Source organism: Pseudarthrobacter ribosi, from assembly GCF_055412865.1.
On record NZ_JBVAYZ010000001.1, the window covers coordinates 194,766 to 211,439 of the forward strand.

Sequence of the window (16,674 nt, forward strand, 5' to 3'; positions counted from 1 at the left end):
GTTGTTAAGCTCTTGTCATGTCCCTGCGGATTGCCGTCAGTGCTGGACGCTAAACGACATTTCGGGACGTCTTCGACGCTTGCGCGGCATAGTCAGGTAACTCGACCGCCGGGACGGATGCGCGGCGACTTGACGTAAATCGCGAAATTGGTGCCGGCCGTCGTCCGTCTCGCCCAGGGGACCCTCCTGCTGGACTTTCACCGTCCCTCACTCCAGCGCGCACCGGCCGGTCCGTACCGGAGGAGGCGCAGGTGCTCGTGGATCATTGCCACGGCTGTTGAGCCTTCACCGGCGGCCGCCGTTACGCGTTTCACCGATCCATGCCGAACATCGCCGACCGCGAACATCCCGGGGACGCTGGTTTCCAGGGGCAGCCGTCTGCGCCCCAGATGGCTGAACTCAGGAGGAATGTCCTCGAGATCAGCCCCGGTGAGAACAAAGCCGTGGTCATCCAGGGCGAGGGTACCCTGCAGCCATTCTGTGTGCGGCGTGGCCCCGATGAAAATGAAGAGGTATCGGGAGTCGAAGATGCGCTGTTCGCCTGTGGCTCGCAGATCGACGACGATCCGTTCGAGGGCGCCTGAACCGTCTACGCCCACGATGTTGGCCCCCAGCAGTACTTCTATGCCCGGTTGCTCTTCGATCCGTTCCGCGAGGTATCTCGACATGTCCGCGCGGAGGTCCGCCCCGCGCACCACCAGCCGCACTGGGGCTCCCGTGCCAGCCAGGAAAAGCGCGGCCTGTCCCGCGGAGTTTCCACCGCCGACGACGGTCACGGGCTGCAATCCGCAGAGCCTGGCTTCATGGACTGTGGCGGCGTAGAAGACACTGATTCCCTCGAATTCCTCCAGCCCGGGGACCGGCAGCCGGCGGTAGCGGACCCCGGTTGCTAGTAGCGCGGCCCGTGAGAAGGCAGGGCCGCTCTCGTTGAACTCGGCGCGGAACTCGCCGTCCCTCAACTCGATGCTGCGTGCCCGGCAGGCGACGTTGATCTGGACTCTGAACTTGCGGGCCTGAAGGATTGCTCTTTCAGTGAGTTCCCCGCCGGAGATTCCGGCGGGGAAGCCCAGAAAGTTCTCGATCCGCGGCGACGTGCCGGCCTGCCCACCTAACCCGAAGCCTTCCTTAAGGACGACCGACAACCCGTCGGACGCTGCGTAGACGGCGGCCGCCAGGCCGGCCGGACCGGCCCCGATCACCATGAGATCGTACGTGGCCGAATGCTCTTTCACTGCCCGCAGGCCCATGGCGAGGGCCAGGTCTGCGTTGGACGGGTTTCTGAGGACCTGTGAAGCATTAAGCACCACTGCGGGCAGGTCACTTGCGAGGATCCCGGCCCGGTCCAGGATGGCCTGCGCCTGCTCGTCATCCTCCAGATCAACCAGCCGGTGAGGCAGGCGGTTGGCGGCTGAAAATTCCAGGAGGCGAAGGGTGTCACGGCTGAAGCGGGATCCAACGATGCGGATGCCCGCGCCCGCGCTGATCAGCAGGATTCGGCGCTGAAGATATGCCCGCAGGATGGTCTCGCCCACCGCGGCGTCCGTCAGAATCACACGGCGCAGATCGTCCCCGCTGATCTGGAGCACTTCACACGCTTCGGCGGACACAGTGCTGACAAAGGCCGGTTGCCCCTCGACCAGGCCCAATTCCCCGAGGAACCGTCCCGGACCGTGAACTTCGAGGATCCGCGTGCCGGGGCCCAGCTCAGCAGGCTGTCTGCCATCGGCGTCGTGCAGCCCCTCTACGACCATTACCGTGCCCTGCAGTATGACGAAGAAGTCACTGTCGAAGTTTCCCTCCTGTATGAGGACTTCTCCGGCGGAGGTAGCCCGGCTGGTGCCGGCACGGCCCAACAATTCGATCTGGGCTTGGCCGAGCCGTGGATAGGCGCCGGAGACATCCGGCGTTTCGATCAGCGTCGAGTCTGCGATAGGTTCCATCAGCTGCTTGTTCCCGCCGGTACCCTAGACGAATGCCTCATGGGGATAGCACCAGCGCCAGTCCTCGCCGGGCTCCAAGGAACGAACGATTGGATGCAACTCGGTGGCGTGGGCTCGGGCGTGCCGCATGGGTGAGGAATCACAGCACCCGACGTGGCCGCAGGAGAGACACAATCGCAAATGAACCCACGGAGTGCCCAATGACAGACATTCCTCGCAGCCCTGCGGTGTGCGTAACCGAACCGGACGAATCTGCGCGAGATGCGGATCAGGAATTCCAGGAATCATGTTCGCTCCTATGTCGGTCCGGCCATGGAGCCGGCCTCGCCGCGGTAGGCGGCAATAAGGGTTGCGTCGGCACTGACCGGCGGCTTGGGAACCATTCGGACCGGCGAGCGGGGTGCCCCAGATAAAGCACAGTAATAGACCCGGCTCATTGGCCTGTCAAGGGGTACATCCGGGAAATCCGCGTCGAGCAGGGAAGTCGACGACGGCGGGACCCTCCCGCCGTCGTCGTCGTGCCTTGTGTACCGGAATTGCAGTGAGTCCCGTACCCGAGTGAACTGGCGCCAGGGGAGAGCGGGTATCGCCATCCCGGGCCTGGGGTGGGGAGTGGGCCATCCCTGACTTGGAGCTGGCGGACATCGTGGTCCTCGCCGTCGGCGCCCCGTTCGGGCTCGAAACAAGTGACCGTCCACCGCAGTTAGCAAGACTACCTGGCAGAAGGCCAGTGCAGAAAGAGATTGCACGGCCTTGGCGGGAATCTCCCCGGCCCTTAGCGGATGGAGCATTTGTTGGACCTGCAGGCAATCCGCAGCTGAGGGACACGTTCGTGGGCGAGATGTGCGACGGCTGATCCTCAGATTATCTCGGCGTCTTGGAGGATTAGCCTGTGGACCCTGTCCTGAGAGGTCAATTCCTTGGAGCATATTTGACCTTCGAGGGTCATGCCGTCGCCCCATCCAGGGGGCAGACTCAACCCTATTAGGCCCCATGACAACGCCCTTGAGCCTCGTGGCCCAGCGGGACAGGGCGTGCGTCGTGCGGTGCAACCTCGGGCGGACGTCGCCACAGGACCGGTCGCGCCCTCTAGGACCGGAGTGAGTCATGGCCAAAGCAGTAGGAATTGATCTCGGAACAACCAACTCGGTGATCGCGGTCTGGGAAGGCGGGGAAGCACGCGTCATACCCAACGCAGAAGGAGCCCGGACCACTCCGTCAGTTGTGGCGTACACGGACACCGGGGAACGGCTTGTGGGGCAACTGGCCCGCCGGCAGGCGATTCTCAACCCCAAGGGAACCATCACGTCGGCCAAGCGGTTTATCGGCCGACACTATGACGAGATTTCGGATGAGGCCAAGGCCGTGAGTTTCGACGTCGTAGCGGACGACAACGGCGTGGCGCGTTTTCAAGTTCAGGGCAAGAAAGTCGCACCCGAAGAGGTGAGTGCGCTCGTTCTCCGCAAGCTGGTGGACGACGCCGCGAAGCAGCTGGGCGAAAAGGTGACGGAGGCCGTCATTACCGTTCCCGCGTACTTTAACGATGCACAGCGCACCGCGACCAAGGACGCGGGCAAGATTGCCGGACTGGAAGTCCTGCGCATCATCAACGAACCTACTGCAGCGGCCCTGGCCTACGGCATCGACAAACGTCAGCATGAGACGGTGTTGGTTTTCGACCTTGGCGGCGGAACATTTGATGTGAGCCTGCTGGACGTGGGGGACGGGGTTGTGGAGGTCCGCTCGACGGCGGGTGACACGCACCTTGGCGGCGACGATTTTGACCGCCGGCTGGTCGATTACTTGGCTGACGACTTCCAGAAGGAGGCGGGCATCGACCTCCGGTCGGACGCCCAGGCGTTGCAACGCCTGTTCGAGGCGGCCGAGAAAGCGAAGGTCGAGCTGAGTTCTGTGACCCAGACCCAGGTCAACCTTCCCTTTATCACTGCCGACGCCACGGGTCCCAAGCATCTGACGACCACCGTTCGGCGTTCCGTTTTTGAAGACATCACCCATGACCTGGTGGAGCGCACCCTGGGTCCGGTCAAGCAGGCGATGACGGACGCCAAGGTCACCGCCAACGACATCGATGAAGTGATTTTGGTCGGCGGATCCACCCGTATTCCTGCGGTACAGAACGTCGTCCGGCGTCTGACCGGCGGCAAAGATCCCAACATGAGCGTCAATCCAGACGAAGTCGTGGCTATCGGTGCGGCGATCCAGGCCGGCGTGCTCAAGGGAGAGGTCTCGGACGTCCTGCTACTAGACGTTGTGCCGCTTTCCTTGGGTGTCGAAACCCGCGGCGGCGTGATGACCAAGATTATCGAGCGCAACACGACGATCCCCGCAAGGCGCAGCGAAGTGTTCTCCACCGCCGACGATAACCAGCCCGCCGTTGACGTAGTGGTCTTGCAGGGGGAGCGGGAACTGGCGGCGGATAATCGGGTGCTGGGCCGGTTCCAGCTGACCGATATCCGGCCAGCGCCTCGCGGAGAACCGCAGGTCGAGGTCACGTTCGACGTGGACGCCAACGGCATTCTGAACGTCACCGCCCGCGACAAGGACACGGGCAAGGAACAGGGCATCACCATCAGCGAAGGCTCCAACCTCGACGCCAAGGAAGTCGAGCGCATGATTGCCGAGGCTGAGTCCCACAGAAGCGAGGACCTGCAGAACCGGGAGCGGATTGACACCCTCAACGAACTCGATGCGGTGGCATACCGCGTTGAGCGGGCCGTCAATGAGCTTGGTGGCGCGGTCCCGGTGCATGACAAGGCCCGAGCGGAACTGCTGGTTGGCCAGGCTCGCGACGCCGTCAGCAACCAGGCAGACGTTGGCACCGCGAGGGAACTAATTTCCGAGCTTCAGCAGTTGCAGTCGGCGCTGAGCGCCTCCGCTGCCTCCGCGGCCACTGCAGGGGCTGGCCAGGGATCCGCATCACGGCCCGGAGCGTCCAACGATGTAGATGACGATGACATCGTCGATGCAGAATTCGATCGTGGCTAGGAACGGCCATGAGTGACCAGGTAGGGCCCGCTGGCCAGGCCCATCCAGGAATTGACGAGACAGAAGCCGCCGCACCCGAGGAAAGGGAAACCGAAGCGGCTGCACAGGCGGACGCGCTGGCCAAAATGGAGGACCGGTGGCGCCGTGCGCTGGCTGACGCAGATAACGTGCGAAAGCGCGCCGCCCGGGAGGGCGCACAGCTAAGGGCACAGGAGCGCGCAGCGGTCTCTTTGGCGTGGCTGCCCGTCCTGGACAACCTGGAACTGGCCTTGGCCCACGCCCCGTCTGCCGGGGACCCGCTCGTCGATGGCATAGCCGCTATACGCTCCCAGGCCATCGATATCCTGGCCCGCCTGGGCTATCCGCGGATTGACGCCGAGAACGTCCCCTTCGACCCACGGACCCACGAGGTGGTCAGTGTGTCGGAAACGGACGAGGCTCCCCCCGGGACTGTGCTGACCGTACTGCGCCCGGGCTACGGCGGCGCGGACACCATCCTCAGGCCAGCCGCCGTCGTTGTGAGCCGGGCGGTGACCCCGGACCGTGGCTAAGGATCACTACTCGGTTCTCGGCGTCCCGCGCACGGCGAAGCCTGACGCAATCCAGCGCGCCTACCGCAATCTGGCAAGAAAATACCATCCGGACGTCAACCGGGAGCCGGATGCCGCCGACAAGTTCAAGGAGATCGGCGAGGCCTACGATACCTTGTCAGATCCCGAAACCAGGGCGCGCTATGACCGGTTCGGTGCCGACTACCGGCAGTACGCCGGCAGCGGGGCCGGCCCGGGCGGCGGCGGCACGCAGCGGGGTTCCGGCGGGCCGCGTCCCGACCCCCGGCCGGGCCCGGGACGCGGCGCCTACGGCAACGCCCATGTCGACATGGGAGGTGACGTCGATTGGGAGGATCTGCTCGGTGGCTGGTTCCGTCAGCAGGGAGCAGGTTCGGCTCAGGGGGTGGACCACGAAGCCGAGCTTCGGCTGACCCTCGAAGAAGCGATCCGTGGCGGACGGCGCACCGTCCGCCTGGCCCAGCCGGGTGGCGAGACTCGGAATTATGACGTTGACGTGCCCCCCGGTGTGCTGGACGGTCAGCGCATCCGCCTCGCGGGGGAGGGCGCGGCGGGCCGCGACGGGGGTTCGCCGGGGGATCTATTCCTGACCGTACGCATCCAGCCGGACGCCAGATACCTGGTCAAGGGCCGGGACATTCACTTCGGCCTTCCCGTCACGCCGTCGGAAGCCGCTCTCGGGGCCAAGATAAAGGTCAACGCGCCTGCGGGACCGGTCACCATCACCGTTCCCGAAGGGTCTTCCAGCGGGCGCAGACTTCGGCTTCGCGGCCAGGGCCTGCCCGACCCGAAGGGCCAGCCGGGGAACCTCTACGCGGAGATACGCGTCATGGTGCCCCCGCGGCTGAGCAGCGAGGTGCGCAAGCTATACGAGCAGCTTGCCGCCGAGTCCGACTTTCACCCTAGGGAGGGGCTTCTATGAGCCGAGAATATCCGCTCGCCTATCCGTGGCGCCTGAATCTCGAGGCGGTGGCGCGCAGCAGCGGTGTCCACCCCGACGTCGTCAGACGGTTCGTAGAGCTGGATCTGATTCGGCCGCTAGGTGGCGATGCTCCGGGCGGCCCGTGGTTCAGTCCGCGGGCCCCGGAACTGATCGCGCGCGTCCTGCGGTTGCATTCGGAGCTGGCGCTGAACTATGCGGCAATCCCGCTGGTACTGGACTTGCTGGCGCGGGTGGACACGCTGGAACGACGTTTGGTTGAAATCACGCAAGTGGAAAGGACTACTTCGCGATGAATATGGAGAGTTTGACCCAGAAGTCGCAGGAGGCCTTGGCAGGGGCCCAGCGGATCGCCCAGCAACACGGCCATACCGAGACCGACGGCGAGCATCTGCTGGCGGCCCTGCTGGAGCAGGAGGGTGGCCTCGTTCCGCGGCTGCTCGTGGGCATGCAGGTTGACGTGGACGAGCTGAACAGGGCGGTCGAGACCGAGCTGCGGCGGAAGCCGAAGGTGACCGGACCGGGGGCAGCGCCAGGGCAGGTGTACGTGAGCCGCAGGCTCGGCACACTCCTCGATGCCGCTGAACGTGAAGCCAAACGGCTCAAAGACGAGTACGTCTCGGTGGAACACCTGCTGGTCGCGCTGGCGGAGGAAGGCCGGTCCACGGCAGCCGGCAAGGTGCTGGCCGAGCACGGCATCACCCGCGAGGCGTTCCTCTCGGTCCTGACTCAGGTCAGGGGAAACCAGCGCGTCACCTCTGCTACGCCGGAGCAGACCTACGAGGCGCTGGAGAAGTACGGCCGCGATCTTGTGGCGGACGCCCGCACCGGAAAGCTGGATCCGGTCATCGGCCGCGACGCGGAAATCCGGCGTGTCGTCCAGATACTTTCACGCAAGACCAAAAACAATCCGGTGCTTATCGGCGAGCCTGGAGTCGGCAAAACCGCCATTGTGGAGGGACTGGCCCAGCGGATCGTCCGGCAGGATGTGCCGGAAGGCCTGAAGAACAAGACCATTTTCTCGCTCGACCTGAGCGCCCTCGTGGCCGGTGCCAAGTACCGCGGCGAATTCGAGGAGCGGCTGAAGGCGGTGCTGGCCGAGGTGCTGGCGGCAGAAGGCCGGATCCTGCTCTTCGTGGACGAGCTGCACACCGTCGTCGGGGCAGGCGCGTCCGAGGGGTCGATGGACGCCGGTAACATGCTGAAGCCAATGCTGGCCCGCGGGGAGCTGCACATGATCGGCGCCACCACCCTCGACGAATACCGCAAACACATTGAGTCGGATGCGGCTTTGGAACGCCGCTTCCAGCCGGTCCTGGTTGAGGAACCCGACGTCGAGGACGCCATTTCCATCCTTCGCGGCTTGCGGGAGCGGCTTGAGGTCTTCCACGGCGTACGGATCCAGGATAGTGCTCTGGTGGCTGCGGCCACCCTATCCCACCGGTACATCACAGACCGTTTCCTCCCGGACAAGGCCATTGACCTCGTGGATGAAGCATGCGCCCGGCTGCGGACGGAAATTGATTCGATGCCAGCGGAACTGGATGAGCTCACCCGAAAGGTCACGCGGCTCGAAATCGAAGAGGCGGCGCTCTCCAAAGAGACCGATCCGGCCAGCAAGACCCGGCTCGAGGAGCTGAGGCGTGAATTGGCGGATCTGCGCGCCGAGGCCGACGCGAAGAGGGCCCAATGGGAAGCCGAGCGCCAGGCGATCCACAAGCTGCAGGAAATCCGCAGTGAACTGGAGCGGGTGCGGCTGGAGGCTGAGGAAGCCGAGCGGAACTACGACCTCAACCGGGCGGCGGAGCTACGCTACGGCCGACTTGGTGACCTCGAACGGCGGCTGGCCGCCGAGGAGGAACGGCTGACCGCGAAACAGGGTGAAAAACGCCTGCTCCGCGAGGTGGTGACGGAAGACGAGATCTCCGACATTGTCGCGGCCTGGACAGGCATACCGGTCGCACGGCTGAAGCAGGGCGAACGTGAAAAAGTCCTGCACCTGGATGAAATCCTGCGCGCCCGCGTCGTGGGGCAGGAAGAAGCGATTAGCGCGGTGACGGACGCCATCATCCGCGCCCGCTCCGGTATCCGGGATCCCCGCCGGCCCATCGGCTCCTTCATCTTCCTCGGCCCGACCGGCGTCGGGAAGACCGAGCTTGCCAAGGCTCTGGCTGCGGCGCTCTTCGACAGCGAGAACGCAATGATCCGGCTGGACATGAGTGAGTACCAGGAGCGCCACACCGTGAGCCGGCTTCTGGGGGCGCCTCCTGGCTACATCGGTTACGACGAAGGAGGACAGCTCACGGAGGCGGTACGCCGGAAGCCCTACTCGGTGGTGCTGTTCGATGAGGTGGAAAAGGCCCATCCGGACATTTTCAACACCTTCCTGCAAGTGCTCGACGACGGACGGATTACGGACTCGCAAGGCCGGACCGTCGATTTCCGCAACACCGTCATCATCATGACCTCCAATATCGGCTCCCAGTATCTTCTGGAGGGTTCGGCCGAAGGCGGGGCGATCACCGAGGAGGCGCGAGGCATGGTCATGGGTGAGCTCCGGGCGCATTTCCGCCCCGAGTTCCTCAACCGCGTGGACGATACGGTCCTGTTCGCGCCCCTGGGACTGCCGCAAATCGAACGCATCGTTGATCTGCAATTCCAGCAGCTGCGGCAGCGGCTGGCCGAGCAGCAAATAGAGCTGCACCTAACCGAGGAGGCGCGCCTCCTGATTGCCGAACGCGGCTTCGATCCGGTATACGGAGCCCGGCCCCTGCGCCGCTATATTTCCCACGTGGTGGAAACGCAGGTGGGCCGTGCCCTGCTGCGTGGCAGCATCGCGGAGGGCGGAGTGGTCAGGGTGACCGCATTCGAAGGGGAACTCGTGGTTGACTACAGCACGATGGAGCTGGAAGGGGCCGGAACGGCATGAACAAGGCCATCATCAAATGTCCCCATTGCGGCAAGTCCAACCGCGTTCCGGCTGTCGCCGAGGGCCGGCCACGCTGCGGAAGTTGCCACCGGGAGCTTCCCTGGGTGGTTGAAGCGGGCGACGACGACTTCGGCGCGATCGCCGAACGGCCCAGCGTTCCGGTACTGGTGGACTTTTGGGCGGTCTGGTGCGGACCCTGCCGGATGGTGAGCCCCGTGCTGGACCAGTTGGCACACGAACGCGCGGGGCAGATCAAACTTGTGAAGGTCGATGTGGACCACTCGCCGCAGCTCTCCGCCAGATTCGCCATTCAGGCAGTGCCAACGTTGCTGGTCATCGTCGACGGCAAGATCGTCGCGAGGCAGGCCGGCGCGGCTCCCGCGCCGGTGCTGAGGTCCTGGTTGGAGGGGGCCCTCACGAAGTAGCTCAAGAACAGCGGACGACGGCGGGCGGTTTCCCGCCCAGCGTTGGTTGGTTCCCGGAATGGCGGGAGATTTCCTCCCGTTCGGGCCGGCAACCGCAAGCCCCCCAGTCGGTGCCTCGGCGGGCAACCTACACTAGACGCAATATCGGCGGCATTGCTAGGCTGCACTGCGATCGTCAGTGCCGCTAATTCGACTGGTCGAAGAGGATAGCGAGGCAGGCAGAGGGGAGTCGACGAGGTTTGGTACGCCTCCGAACGAGGCCAAGGTCCGGGCCGTCTCCACGAACTCGCGCGCCAGCCCGTCATTGACGTCAGTGCGCCATGCAATCGACAGCGGAGAGGGCGGGACGTCTCTGACGGGGATAAAAGACAGCCCAGGACGGTCATAGAAACGTTGGGTCGAGGCCTGAGTGAACGCAATGCCCCGCTCACCCATGATGGCTTCGAAACACTCGTCGACGGTGGCTACCTGAGTGCCCAGACGGACCGGCTGCCCGCCGCGGGCCTGGGTTGCGAGCCAGAAATCCCTCCACTTATCCGGAGCCTTGCGGGCGACGAAGGACTCATCAACGACCTGTTCCACCGAGACCTCGGACAGACCGGCAAAGCGGGAACTGCTGGCAACTACGAGGACCCGCGGCTCAATGAACAGTGTCTCCATGGCGAGCCAGTCAGCCGCTGGCAGGGGCGGCCGTACAAATGCCACGTCAGCGCTTCCGTCGGCAAGACCCGCTGTGGGGTCGGCGAAATCGAAGGACCTCATCTGGACGTGAATTTCCGGGTGGTTGTTCTTGAACGCGGCGAGGATCCGCGGGGTCAGTTCAGCGGCCGCGTTGGCCTGAAAGCCGACTATCAGGGTGCCCCGCACGCCGCTGGCGACCTCACGCGTCAACGAAACGGCGCGCTCCGCGGCGGATAAAAGGCGCTTAGCTTCACCCATCAGGACATCCCCTGCGCTGGTCAGGGAGACGCTGCGGCTGGTCCGGATCAGCAGGGGAGTGCCCAGCGAGTGTTCAAGCTTCCGTATTTGGACGCTGAGGGATGGCTGAGCTATATGGAGCCGCGCAGCGGCTCGACCGAAGTGCAATTCTTCCGCAACGGCGACGAAGTACTGCAGGACGCGCAGGTCTAGCTGTGGCTGCTGCATCGTTCAACTCTAAGCTCCGCCACAATCGGGGTCCAATAGTTTGGGCCTATTGGTGGATAGGGCACAGGTATTGGACCGTTCGGGGTCACGGGGGCTGCAATGGAAACAGCGAAGGGTTGCCAACGGAGACAGCCGCCAAAGGCACTCCAGGAACCCCGCTTTCGAGGCTCGGGCAGAGAAGTCCGACCCTCCGCGAGACCAATGAGAGGAACAACGACATGACGGTCGCAACACGTGCCCCTTCTGTAGAATCCTGGGTTCAGAGCTTCACCGAGGCCAACAACCAGGACCCGGAAATCCAGGCCCACGGAAAGTACTTCACCTGCTCCTACCTGCTGGACATGGAGGCGCACACCTTTGTTGTTCGGGTGGTGTCGGGCACCATCGCCCAGATTTCCGTGGACCCGGGACCCATCGAGGTGCCCTACCAGTTCGCCATCCGGGCCAGCGCCCACACCTGGGGTGAATTCGGCAAGCCCGTCCCGGCTCCCATGTACCACGGCATCTGGGCCGCCACTTTCCAGCGCGACATGAAGCTGGAGGGCGACGTCCTGATTCTGATGCAGAACCTGCGTTGCATCACCCGCCAGATCGAACTGCTGCGCTCCACCGGCGCACCCGTCTAGACCATAGGAGTTCCTGACATGAGCAAAATTTCCCCCGTCACCGGCCACTACGTCACAGTCGACGTGGACGGCCTCGAATACAAGGTCTTCTACCTCGAAAACGGACAGGGCCAGCCCCTGGTCTGCCAGCACACCGCCGGAGCCCACAACCACCAGTGGCGCGGCCTGCTGGAGGACCCGGAGATCACCGCCAACTACCGCGTCATCGCCTACGACCTCCCCCGCCACGGCAAATCAGACCCCCCTGAAAACACTGAGTGGTGGACCGAGGAGTACCAGCTCAGCGCGGACCACTTCGCCAACTTCATCGTCGCCCTCGTCGATGCACTGGAACTTGTTGACCCCATTTTCATGGGATCCTCCTTCGGCGGCAACATAGCGCTGCAGCTCGCCCACCGCTTCCCGGAGAGGTTCGACGCCGTCATCCCCGTGGAGGGAGCGGACCACTCACCGGGCTTCTACCTCGACTGGTGGCAGCACCCCCATGCCAATGCCGCTCAGGTGTGCGGCAGCGGCACCTGGGATCTCATGGCCCCGCAATCGCCGGAGGCGGACCGCTGGAAAACGTGGTTCTACTACACTCAGGGTTCCGAGGCGTTCAAGGGTGACCTGTACTTCTACTCGGTGGACCACGATCTGCGCGGCAAACTGGGCGAAATCCAGACCGACAAATGTGCGGTGGTCCTGATGACCGGCGAGTACGACTACCTCACCACCCCTGAAGACGGAGCCCGCACGGCCAGCCAGATCCCGGGTGCCGAGTTCATCGAGATGAAGGCCATCGGGCACTTCCCGATGAGCGAGAACTACCCGGTTTTCAAGGAATACCTCGTTCAGGCTCTGGACCTGATCCGCACCAACACAAGCGTCCGAGCCTAGCCGGTTCTCGCCTAAGGCGTCGGTGCCGACCCAGGAGGGCCGGCACCGACGCCAGTGGGTGCATGAGACACCCGAAGGTTTAACGTCCTCATGCACTGCTTCTGGCGGCCCTACCGCACCGAACTGCTGAAGGTCGTGCTGCACACCGCCACGGCTTCCTTCAAAACACCCTGGAGAGCGAACGATGTCAACAAATGCCCAGCATGAGAGCGCCCTGCTGGCCTCTGTCCCGACGGGCCTGCTGATCAATGGTCAGTGGCGTCCGGCCGTGTCCGGGAAGACCTTCGACGTGGAGGACCCGTCGACGGGGAAGGTCCTGCTGAGTCTTGCCGACGCCGGACCTGAAGACGGCATGGCGGCCCTGGACGCGGCCGCTGCCGCGCAGGAGTCTTGGGCGAGGGTCCCAGCCAGGGAGCGCGGGGAGATCCTGCGCCGCGCCTTTGAGCTCGTGACCGAACGGGCCGATGACTTCGCGCTGCTGATGACGCTGGAGATGGGCAAGCCGCTGGCCGAGGCCCGCGGCGAGGTCACCTACGGCGCGGAGTTCCTGCGCTGGTTCTCCGAGGAGGCCGTGCGGGCCTTCGGGCGCTACTCGGTGTCCCCGGACGGGAAGTCCCGGCTGCTGGTGACGAAGAAGCCGGTGGGCCCGTGCCTGCTGATCACGCCGTGGAACTTCCCGCTGGCCATGGCGACCCGCAAGGTCGCCCCCGCCGTCGCCGCGGGCTGCACCTTGGTGCTGAAGTCCGCGAACCTGACGCCGCTGACCTCGCAGCTGTTCGCCGCGGTGATGCTGGAGGCCGGGCTGCCGGCCGGGGTGCTGAACGTGATCCCGACGTCCACGGCCGGTGCCACCACGGGGCCGCTGATCAAGGATTCGAGGCTGCGTAAGCTCTCCTTCACCGGGTCCACTGAGGTCGGCCGCCGGCTGCTCTCGGATGCGTCCGAGAACGTGCTGCGGACCTCGATGGAGCTCGGCGGGAACGCCCCGTTCGTGGTCTTTGAGGACGCCGACGTCGACGCCGCCGTCGCCGGGGCAATGCTGGCGAAGCTGCGGAACATGGGCGAAGCCTGCACGGCCGCGAACCGGTTCATCGTGCACGAATCCGTCGCGCAGGAGTTCGCCAAGAAGTTCGCCGCGAAGATGGCAGAGATGACCATCGCACGCGGCACCGAACCGGAGTCCAAGGTCGGCCCGTTGATCGATGCCAAGAGCCGGGACAAGGTCCACGAGCTCGTTACCGACGCCGTGAGTGATGGTGCCGTCCTAATTACGGGCGGGGCACCGGTCGACGGTCCGGGATACTTCTACGAACCCACCCTTCTCCTCGACGTGCGCGAAGGCGCCCGGATACTATCCCGGGAAATCTTCGGACCCGTCGCCCCGATCGTCACCTTCTCAACCGAGGAAGAGGCCGTCCGCCTGGCGAACAACACCGAGTACGGGCTCGTGGCCTACGTCTTCACGAGGGACCTCAACCGGGGCATCCGGATGGGCGAACGCCTGGAGACCGGCATGCTGGGCCTGAACGCAGGTGTGGTCTCCAACGCCGCGGCACCCTTCGGCGGGGTCAAGCAGTCAGGCCTGGGCCGGGAAGGTGGCCTCGAGGGCATCGAAGAATACCTCTACACCCAGTACATCGGCATCGCCGACCCCTACGCCAGCTAACCACGGCGGTCGACTTACACCCCAAACCGCAGGGGGTCTCCCGTTCTCGAAGTATGGGAAACCCCTTTGCTGCGTGCACGCTTCTGGACATCGGGGGAGAGGTTCTGAGGGGCACTGCCCGGTCATGCGGCTCTCGACGCTACCGACCATGAAGGGGATGAACGGAGGTGGAATCGTTATGAGGCGCCTGGCGACCGACAGCCCTGCGAGGTCAGCCCAAGAGCCCGCAAAGAGCGAGGTCATGACCAGGCTGCTCCCGCTCGTGGAGTTGAATGGCTCGTTCAACTTTATCGAGACAGAGAAACGCCGCACCCGTTCAATGCGGGTGAGGCTGTTTGGGAGGTCTTTGGCGGGGCAAGATCCAAGGTGTGCACAATGTGCACACCCTGGGCTTCGGATCGGGCCGTACTGGTGCCGGACTGGGCCGGACTTCGGAGGTTTTCGGGGGAGTGGCGGAAATTCGAGGGCTGGAACCCGGTTCGAGTCCCACCTCGGGCACAGTGTTTCCGCAGGTCAGGGGCCTTTTTGGTGTTTCTTCGTGTGCACATTGTGCACACTCTGACCTCTGATCTGATGTTCCGGGTGTGTGGGGTCCCGGAACGGCCTATTCGGTTGTGTAGGGGAGCGGCTGCCTACGGCGGACCGGGTACCACCCCCTGGGGACTCTTATGTGTGTTCATCCTCGTTCGTCCTTTCGTTGGGTTTTCGCGTTCACTACTTCATGGTGTCTAGAACCGCGTACAACATGACTTGCTGGCTATTTCTTTTGATCGACCGAGGGTTGCGGCCGGTCCGGAATTTCCGCTCTGATACCTGTTCATGCAGGAATGCGGAGGGGACTGCATGCCCTGGCAACCGAACCAGAGCTGATCTTGAGCTCGCTGAGCCCGGCCAGTCGGTAGGCGGGGCCTCGACGGGAAACGCATTGATGAAGAGAGCCTCGAATCGGAATCGAACCGCATTTTGGCCTTCTACCAGGAACGACGCGGATGGACTCGGCGGGAAGATGGCCGTGCAAAGGCTGCACAACCCCATCCTCCGCGATCCCTTGTGGCGTCGAGGGCGCGAGAGGAAACGTAAGATTTCACCAGAGCCGAACTTTGTCCCGCGCTCTGACGCTGCCAGGGGCTGCGTACCCCCTCAAGCGACTCGCCGTCGGGCGTTCTGCGCCAGGTCGGGGGAGCTGCTTCACGATGTAATCCAACGCGGCGGGACCGGACATGGCGAGAGTGTTGTCGTCAGTGTTGATTCGGCGGCCTTTGAGGGCCTCCCACAGCGCCTCGGCGGGCTCCGGCTGGAAATCGTTGAGGAGGCACCAGCTGGTGTACAGGCCGTACAGCTCTTCCTTGTCCAACCCTCCGTCGGTTTCCCGGTCGGTGGTCGAGGCCTCTGCGAGGAACCGGTCAAAATGCTTTTCATATCCGTTCCCTATCTCCTTGGCATTCCCGGGGATGCTTCGCCGCTGGCGCTGGTCGGCCGGGGCGCCGCCCGGCTGCCAACGCTGAATTAGTGTCAGGAAGACCACTCTGTCCAGTTCGGCCCCCCCCGATGCTTTAACCGCCGCTTTGCCGTGGTTCGGCTGGGCGCGGCTATCCAGACGGAAAGAGTCGATTCCCGGATCTTGGGGCCTGCCGCGCACGCAAGGGCGGCCCACCGGGGCGGCAGTTCCATGCCGGTGCCGCCTGTCGTCCGTGACCCTGTGTGCGCGTGTGGGCGCGGTTGGCCGAGACTTGGCTGTCGGGCGGGGGAGTCCCCGCGTATTGAGTCATTTGGAAAGCTGCATTGTCTGAGAGTCAACTATCCACCGGGCGCTGGCAGCAGATTAGTTCGTTGGGGCGGAGGATGCGCCGTGAGTTCTCGCGCCGCCGGGCAGTGACATTCGGTGGACTGTTGCAGGCACTCCAGTCAGTCGAGTGTCGTCTTGGTATCGAAGTCGTGGTGCAGCCGGTTTCTGACCGAGTTTTCGATCAGGGTCGGGATGTAAATTTTGATCCGGCCCGTGTTCAGCGAGTCGTATTCCTCCGCCACGATTCCCGCGATGAGGCCTTGGGCGCATCGGGAAACCGGCCAGCCAGACGGTCGGTGACCTTCCGGACCGTGGGCTCCTCCGCGCGGGTGAATTACGCATCGACGGCGGAATCACCACTGGTCAGTGCTGATGAGATGGCCCTGCTCGAAAAGCTGGACGACCTGGTCCCGGAAGGGGCAACGATTGCGGTCAATCCCTGGACCGGCGGTGCGATGGCCTTTGCAGTGGCGGACCGCAACACGACATCCAAACACACACTCACCACGTACACCGATGCCGAGCTACTCCTCAACGATAAACTGCGCGACGCGACCACTGATCCCAGCGTCTGTCCGGCCGTCCGGCAGACCGGCGTCGCCTATGTTCTTGATTTCGGAACCAGGGAAGTACACGGCGGCAACCACGGTTTCCAGGGACTACTGATACCCAGTTCGACTCCGGGATTCGAGCTGGTGGCGCAGGTCGGTGACGCGAAACTGCTGGAGCTGACGGCCTGCCGCTAGGCTATTCGGGAGCAGC

General features: G+C 64.1%; 15 protein-coding genes. 10 read left to right on the forward strand and 5 right to left on the reverse strand.

All coding sequences use genetic code 11. From position 1 onward, the window contains the following. Window positions 1-197: 197 nt before the first annotated feature. Together ACZYZ5_RS00840 and ACZYZ5_RS00845 are read right to left on the reverse strand one after the other, a co-directional pair. A complete protein-coding gene (locus tag ACZYZ5_RS00840; protein WP_463898524.1) occupies window positions 198-1,940 on the reverse strand; it encodes an FAD-dependent oxidoreductase in 1,743 nt (580 codons plus the stop codon). A 24-nt stretch (window positions 1,941-1,964) separates the two neighbouring features. Continuing rightward, window positions 1,965-2,228 (reverse strand): UBP-type zinc finger domain-containing protein, encoded by a 264-nt coding sequence (locus ACZYZ5_RS00845; protein ID WP_463898526.1) that lies wholly within the window; start codon window positions 2,226-2,228, stop codon window positions 1,965-1,967. A gap of 819 nt (window positions 2,229-3,047) precedes the next feature. On the opposite strand from ACZYZ5_RS00845, the gene dnaK reads away from it, so the two are divergent. The 6 genes from dnaK to trxA are packed head-to-tail and all read left to right on the forward strand — an operon-like array spanning window position 3,048 to window position 9,809. Further along, window positions 3,048-4,946, forward strand: a complete 1,899-nt coding sequence (gene dnaK / locus ACZYZ5_RS00850; protein ID WP_463898528.1) for a molecular chaperone DnaK — start codon at window positions 3,048-3,050, stop codon at window positions 4,944-4,946. Between the two features lie 8 nt (window positions 4,947-4,954). Next, entirely contained in the window at window positions 4,955-5,497 is a 543-nt protein-coding gene (locus ACZYZ5_RS00855; protein ID WP_463898530.1) for a nucleotide exchange factor GrpE, read from the forward strand. After that, on the forward strand, window positions 5,490-6,437 hold the full coding sequence (locus tag ACZYZ5_RS00860; RefSeq protein WP_463898533.1) for a DnaJ C-terminal domain-containing protein: 948 nt from the start codon (window positions 5,490-5,492) through the stop codon (window positions 6,435-6,437). The genes ACZYZ5_RS00855 and ACZYZ5_RS00860 overlap by 8 nt, the downstream gene beginning before the upstream one ends. Next, window positions 6,434-6,751: a chaperone modulator CbpM gene (locus ACZYZ5_RS00865; RefSeq protein WP_463898534.1), complete on the forward strand. Its 318-nt coding sequence runs from the start codon at window positions 6,434-6,436 to the stop codon at window positions 6,749-6,751. The genes ACZYZ5_RS00860 and ACZYZ5_RS00865 overlap by 4 nt, the downstream gene beginning before the upstream one ends. Further along, the gene (gene clpB / locus ACZYZ5_RS00870; protein WP_463898535.1) at window positions 6,748-9,384 is read left to right on the forward strand and encodes an ATP-dependent chaperone ClpB; all 2,637 of its coding nucleotides are present in this window, start codon (window positions 6,748-6,750) and stop codon (window positions 9,382-9,384) included. Before ACZYZ5_RS00865 ends, clpB begins: the two co-directional genes overlap by 4 nt. Then, complete coding sequence (trxA, locus tag ACZYZ5_RS00875) at window positions 9,381-9,809, forward strand: thioredoxin (protein ID WP_463898536.1); 429 nt, start codon at window positions 9,381-9,383, stop codon at window positions 9,807-9,809. The genes clpB and trxA overlap by 4 nt, the downstream gene beginning before the upstream one ends. A gap of 156 nt (window positions 9,810-9,965) precedes the next feature. On the opposite strand, the gene ACZYZ5_RS00880 is transcribed toward trxA, so the two are convergent. Beyond that, on the reverse strand, window positions 9,966-10,955 hold the full coding sequence (locus ACZYZ5_RS00880; protein WP_463898538.1) for a LysR family transcriptional regulator: 990 nt from the start codon (window positions 10,953-10,955) through the stop codon (window positions 9,966-9,968). A gap of 218 nt (window positions 10,956-11,173) precedes the next feature. Between ACZYZ5_RS00880 and ACZYZ5_RS00885 the strand changes: the two genes are divergently transcribed. The 3 genes from ACZYZ5_RS00885 (at window position 11,174) to ACZYZ5_RS00895 (ending at window position 14,126) form a co-directional block, all read left to right on the forward strand. Then, complete coding sequence (locus ACZYZ5_RS00885) at window positions 11,174-11,581, forward strand: hypothetical protein (protein ID WP_463898539.1); 408 nt, start codon at window positions 11,174-11,176, stop codon at window positions 11,579-11,581. Between the two features lie 18 nt (window positions 11,582-11,599). Beyond that, window positions 11,600-12,460 (forward strand): alpha/beta fold hydrolase, encoded by an 861-nt coding sequence (locus ACZYZ5_RS00890; protein WP_463898540.1) that lies wholly within the window; start codon window positions 11,600-11,602, stop codon window positions 12,458-12,460. A 184-nt stretch (window positions 12,461-12,644) separates the two neighbouring features. Beyond that, a complete protein-coding gene (locus ACZYZ5_RS00895; protein WP_463898541.1) occupies window positions 12,645-14,126 on the forward strand; it encodes an NAD-dependent succinate-semialdehyde dehydrogenase in 1,482 nt (493 codons plus the stop codon). Between the two features lie 1,084 nt (window positions 14,127-15,210). Here ACZYZ5_RS00895 and ACZYZ5_RS00900 read toward each other — a convergent pair. Together ACZYZ5_RS00900 and ACZYZ5_RS00905 are read right to left on the reverse strand one after the other, a co-directional pair. Further along, entirely contained in the window at window positions 15,211-15,651 is a 441-nt protein-coding gene (locus tag ACZYZ5_RS00900; RefSeq protein ID WP_463898542.1) for a hypothetical protein, read from the reverse strand. Between the two features lie 380 nt (window positions 15,652-16,031). Next, window positions 16,032-16,154: a hypothetical protein gene (locus ACZYZ5_RS00905; protein ID WP_463898543.1), complete on the reverse strand. Its 123-nt coding sequence runs from the start codon at window positions 16,152-16,154 to the stop codon at window positions 16,032-16,034. Between the two features lie 69 nt (window positions 16,155-16,223). Between ACZYZ5_RS00905 and ACZYZ5_RS00910 the strand changes: the two genes are divergently transcribed. Beyond that, window positions 16,224-16,658, forward strand: a complete 435-nt coding sequence (locus tag ACZYZ5_RS00910) for a DUF6541 family protein (RefSeq protein WP_463898544.1) — start codon at window positions 16,224-16,226, stop codon at window positions 16,656-16,658. Window positions 16,659-16,674: the final 16 nt, after the last annotated feature.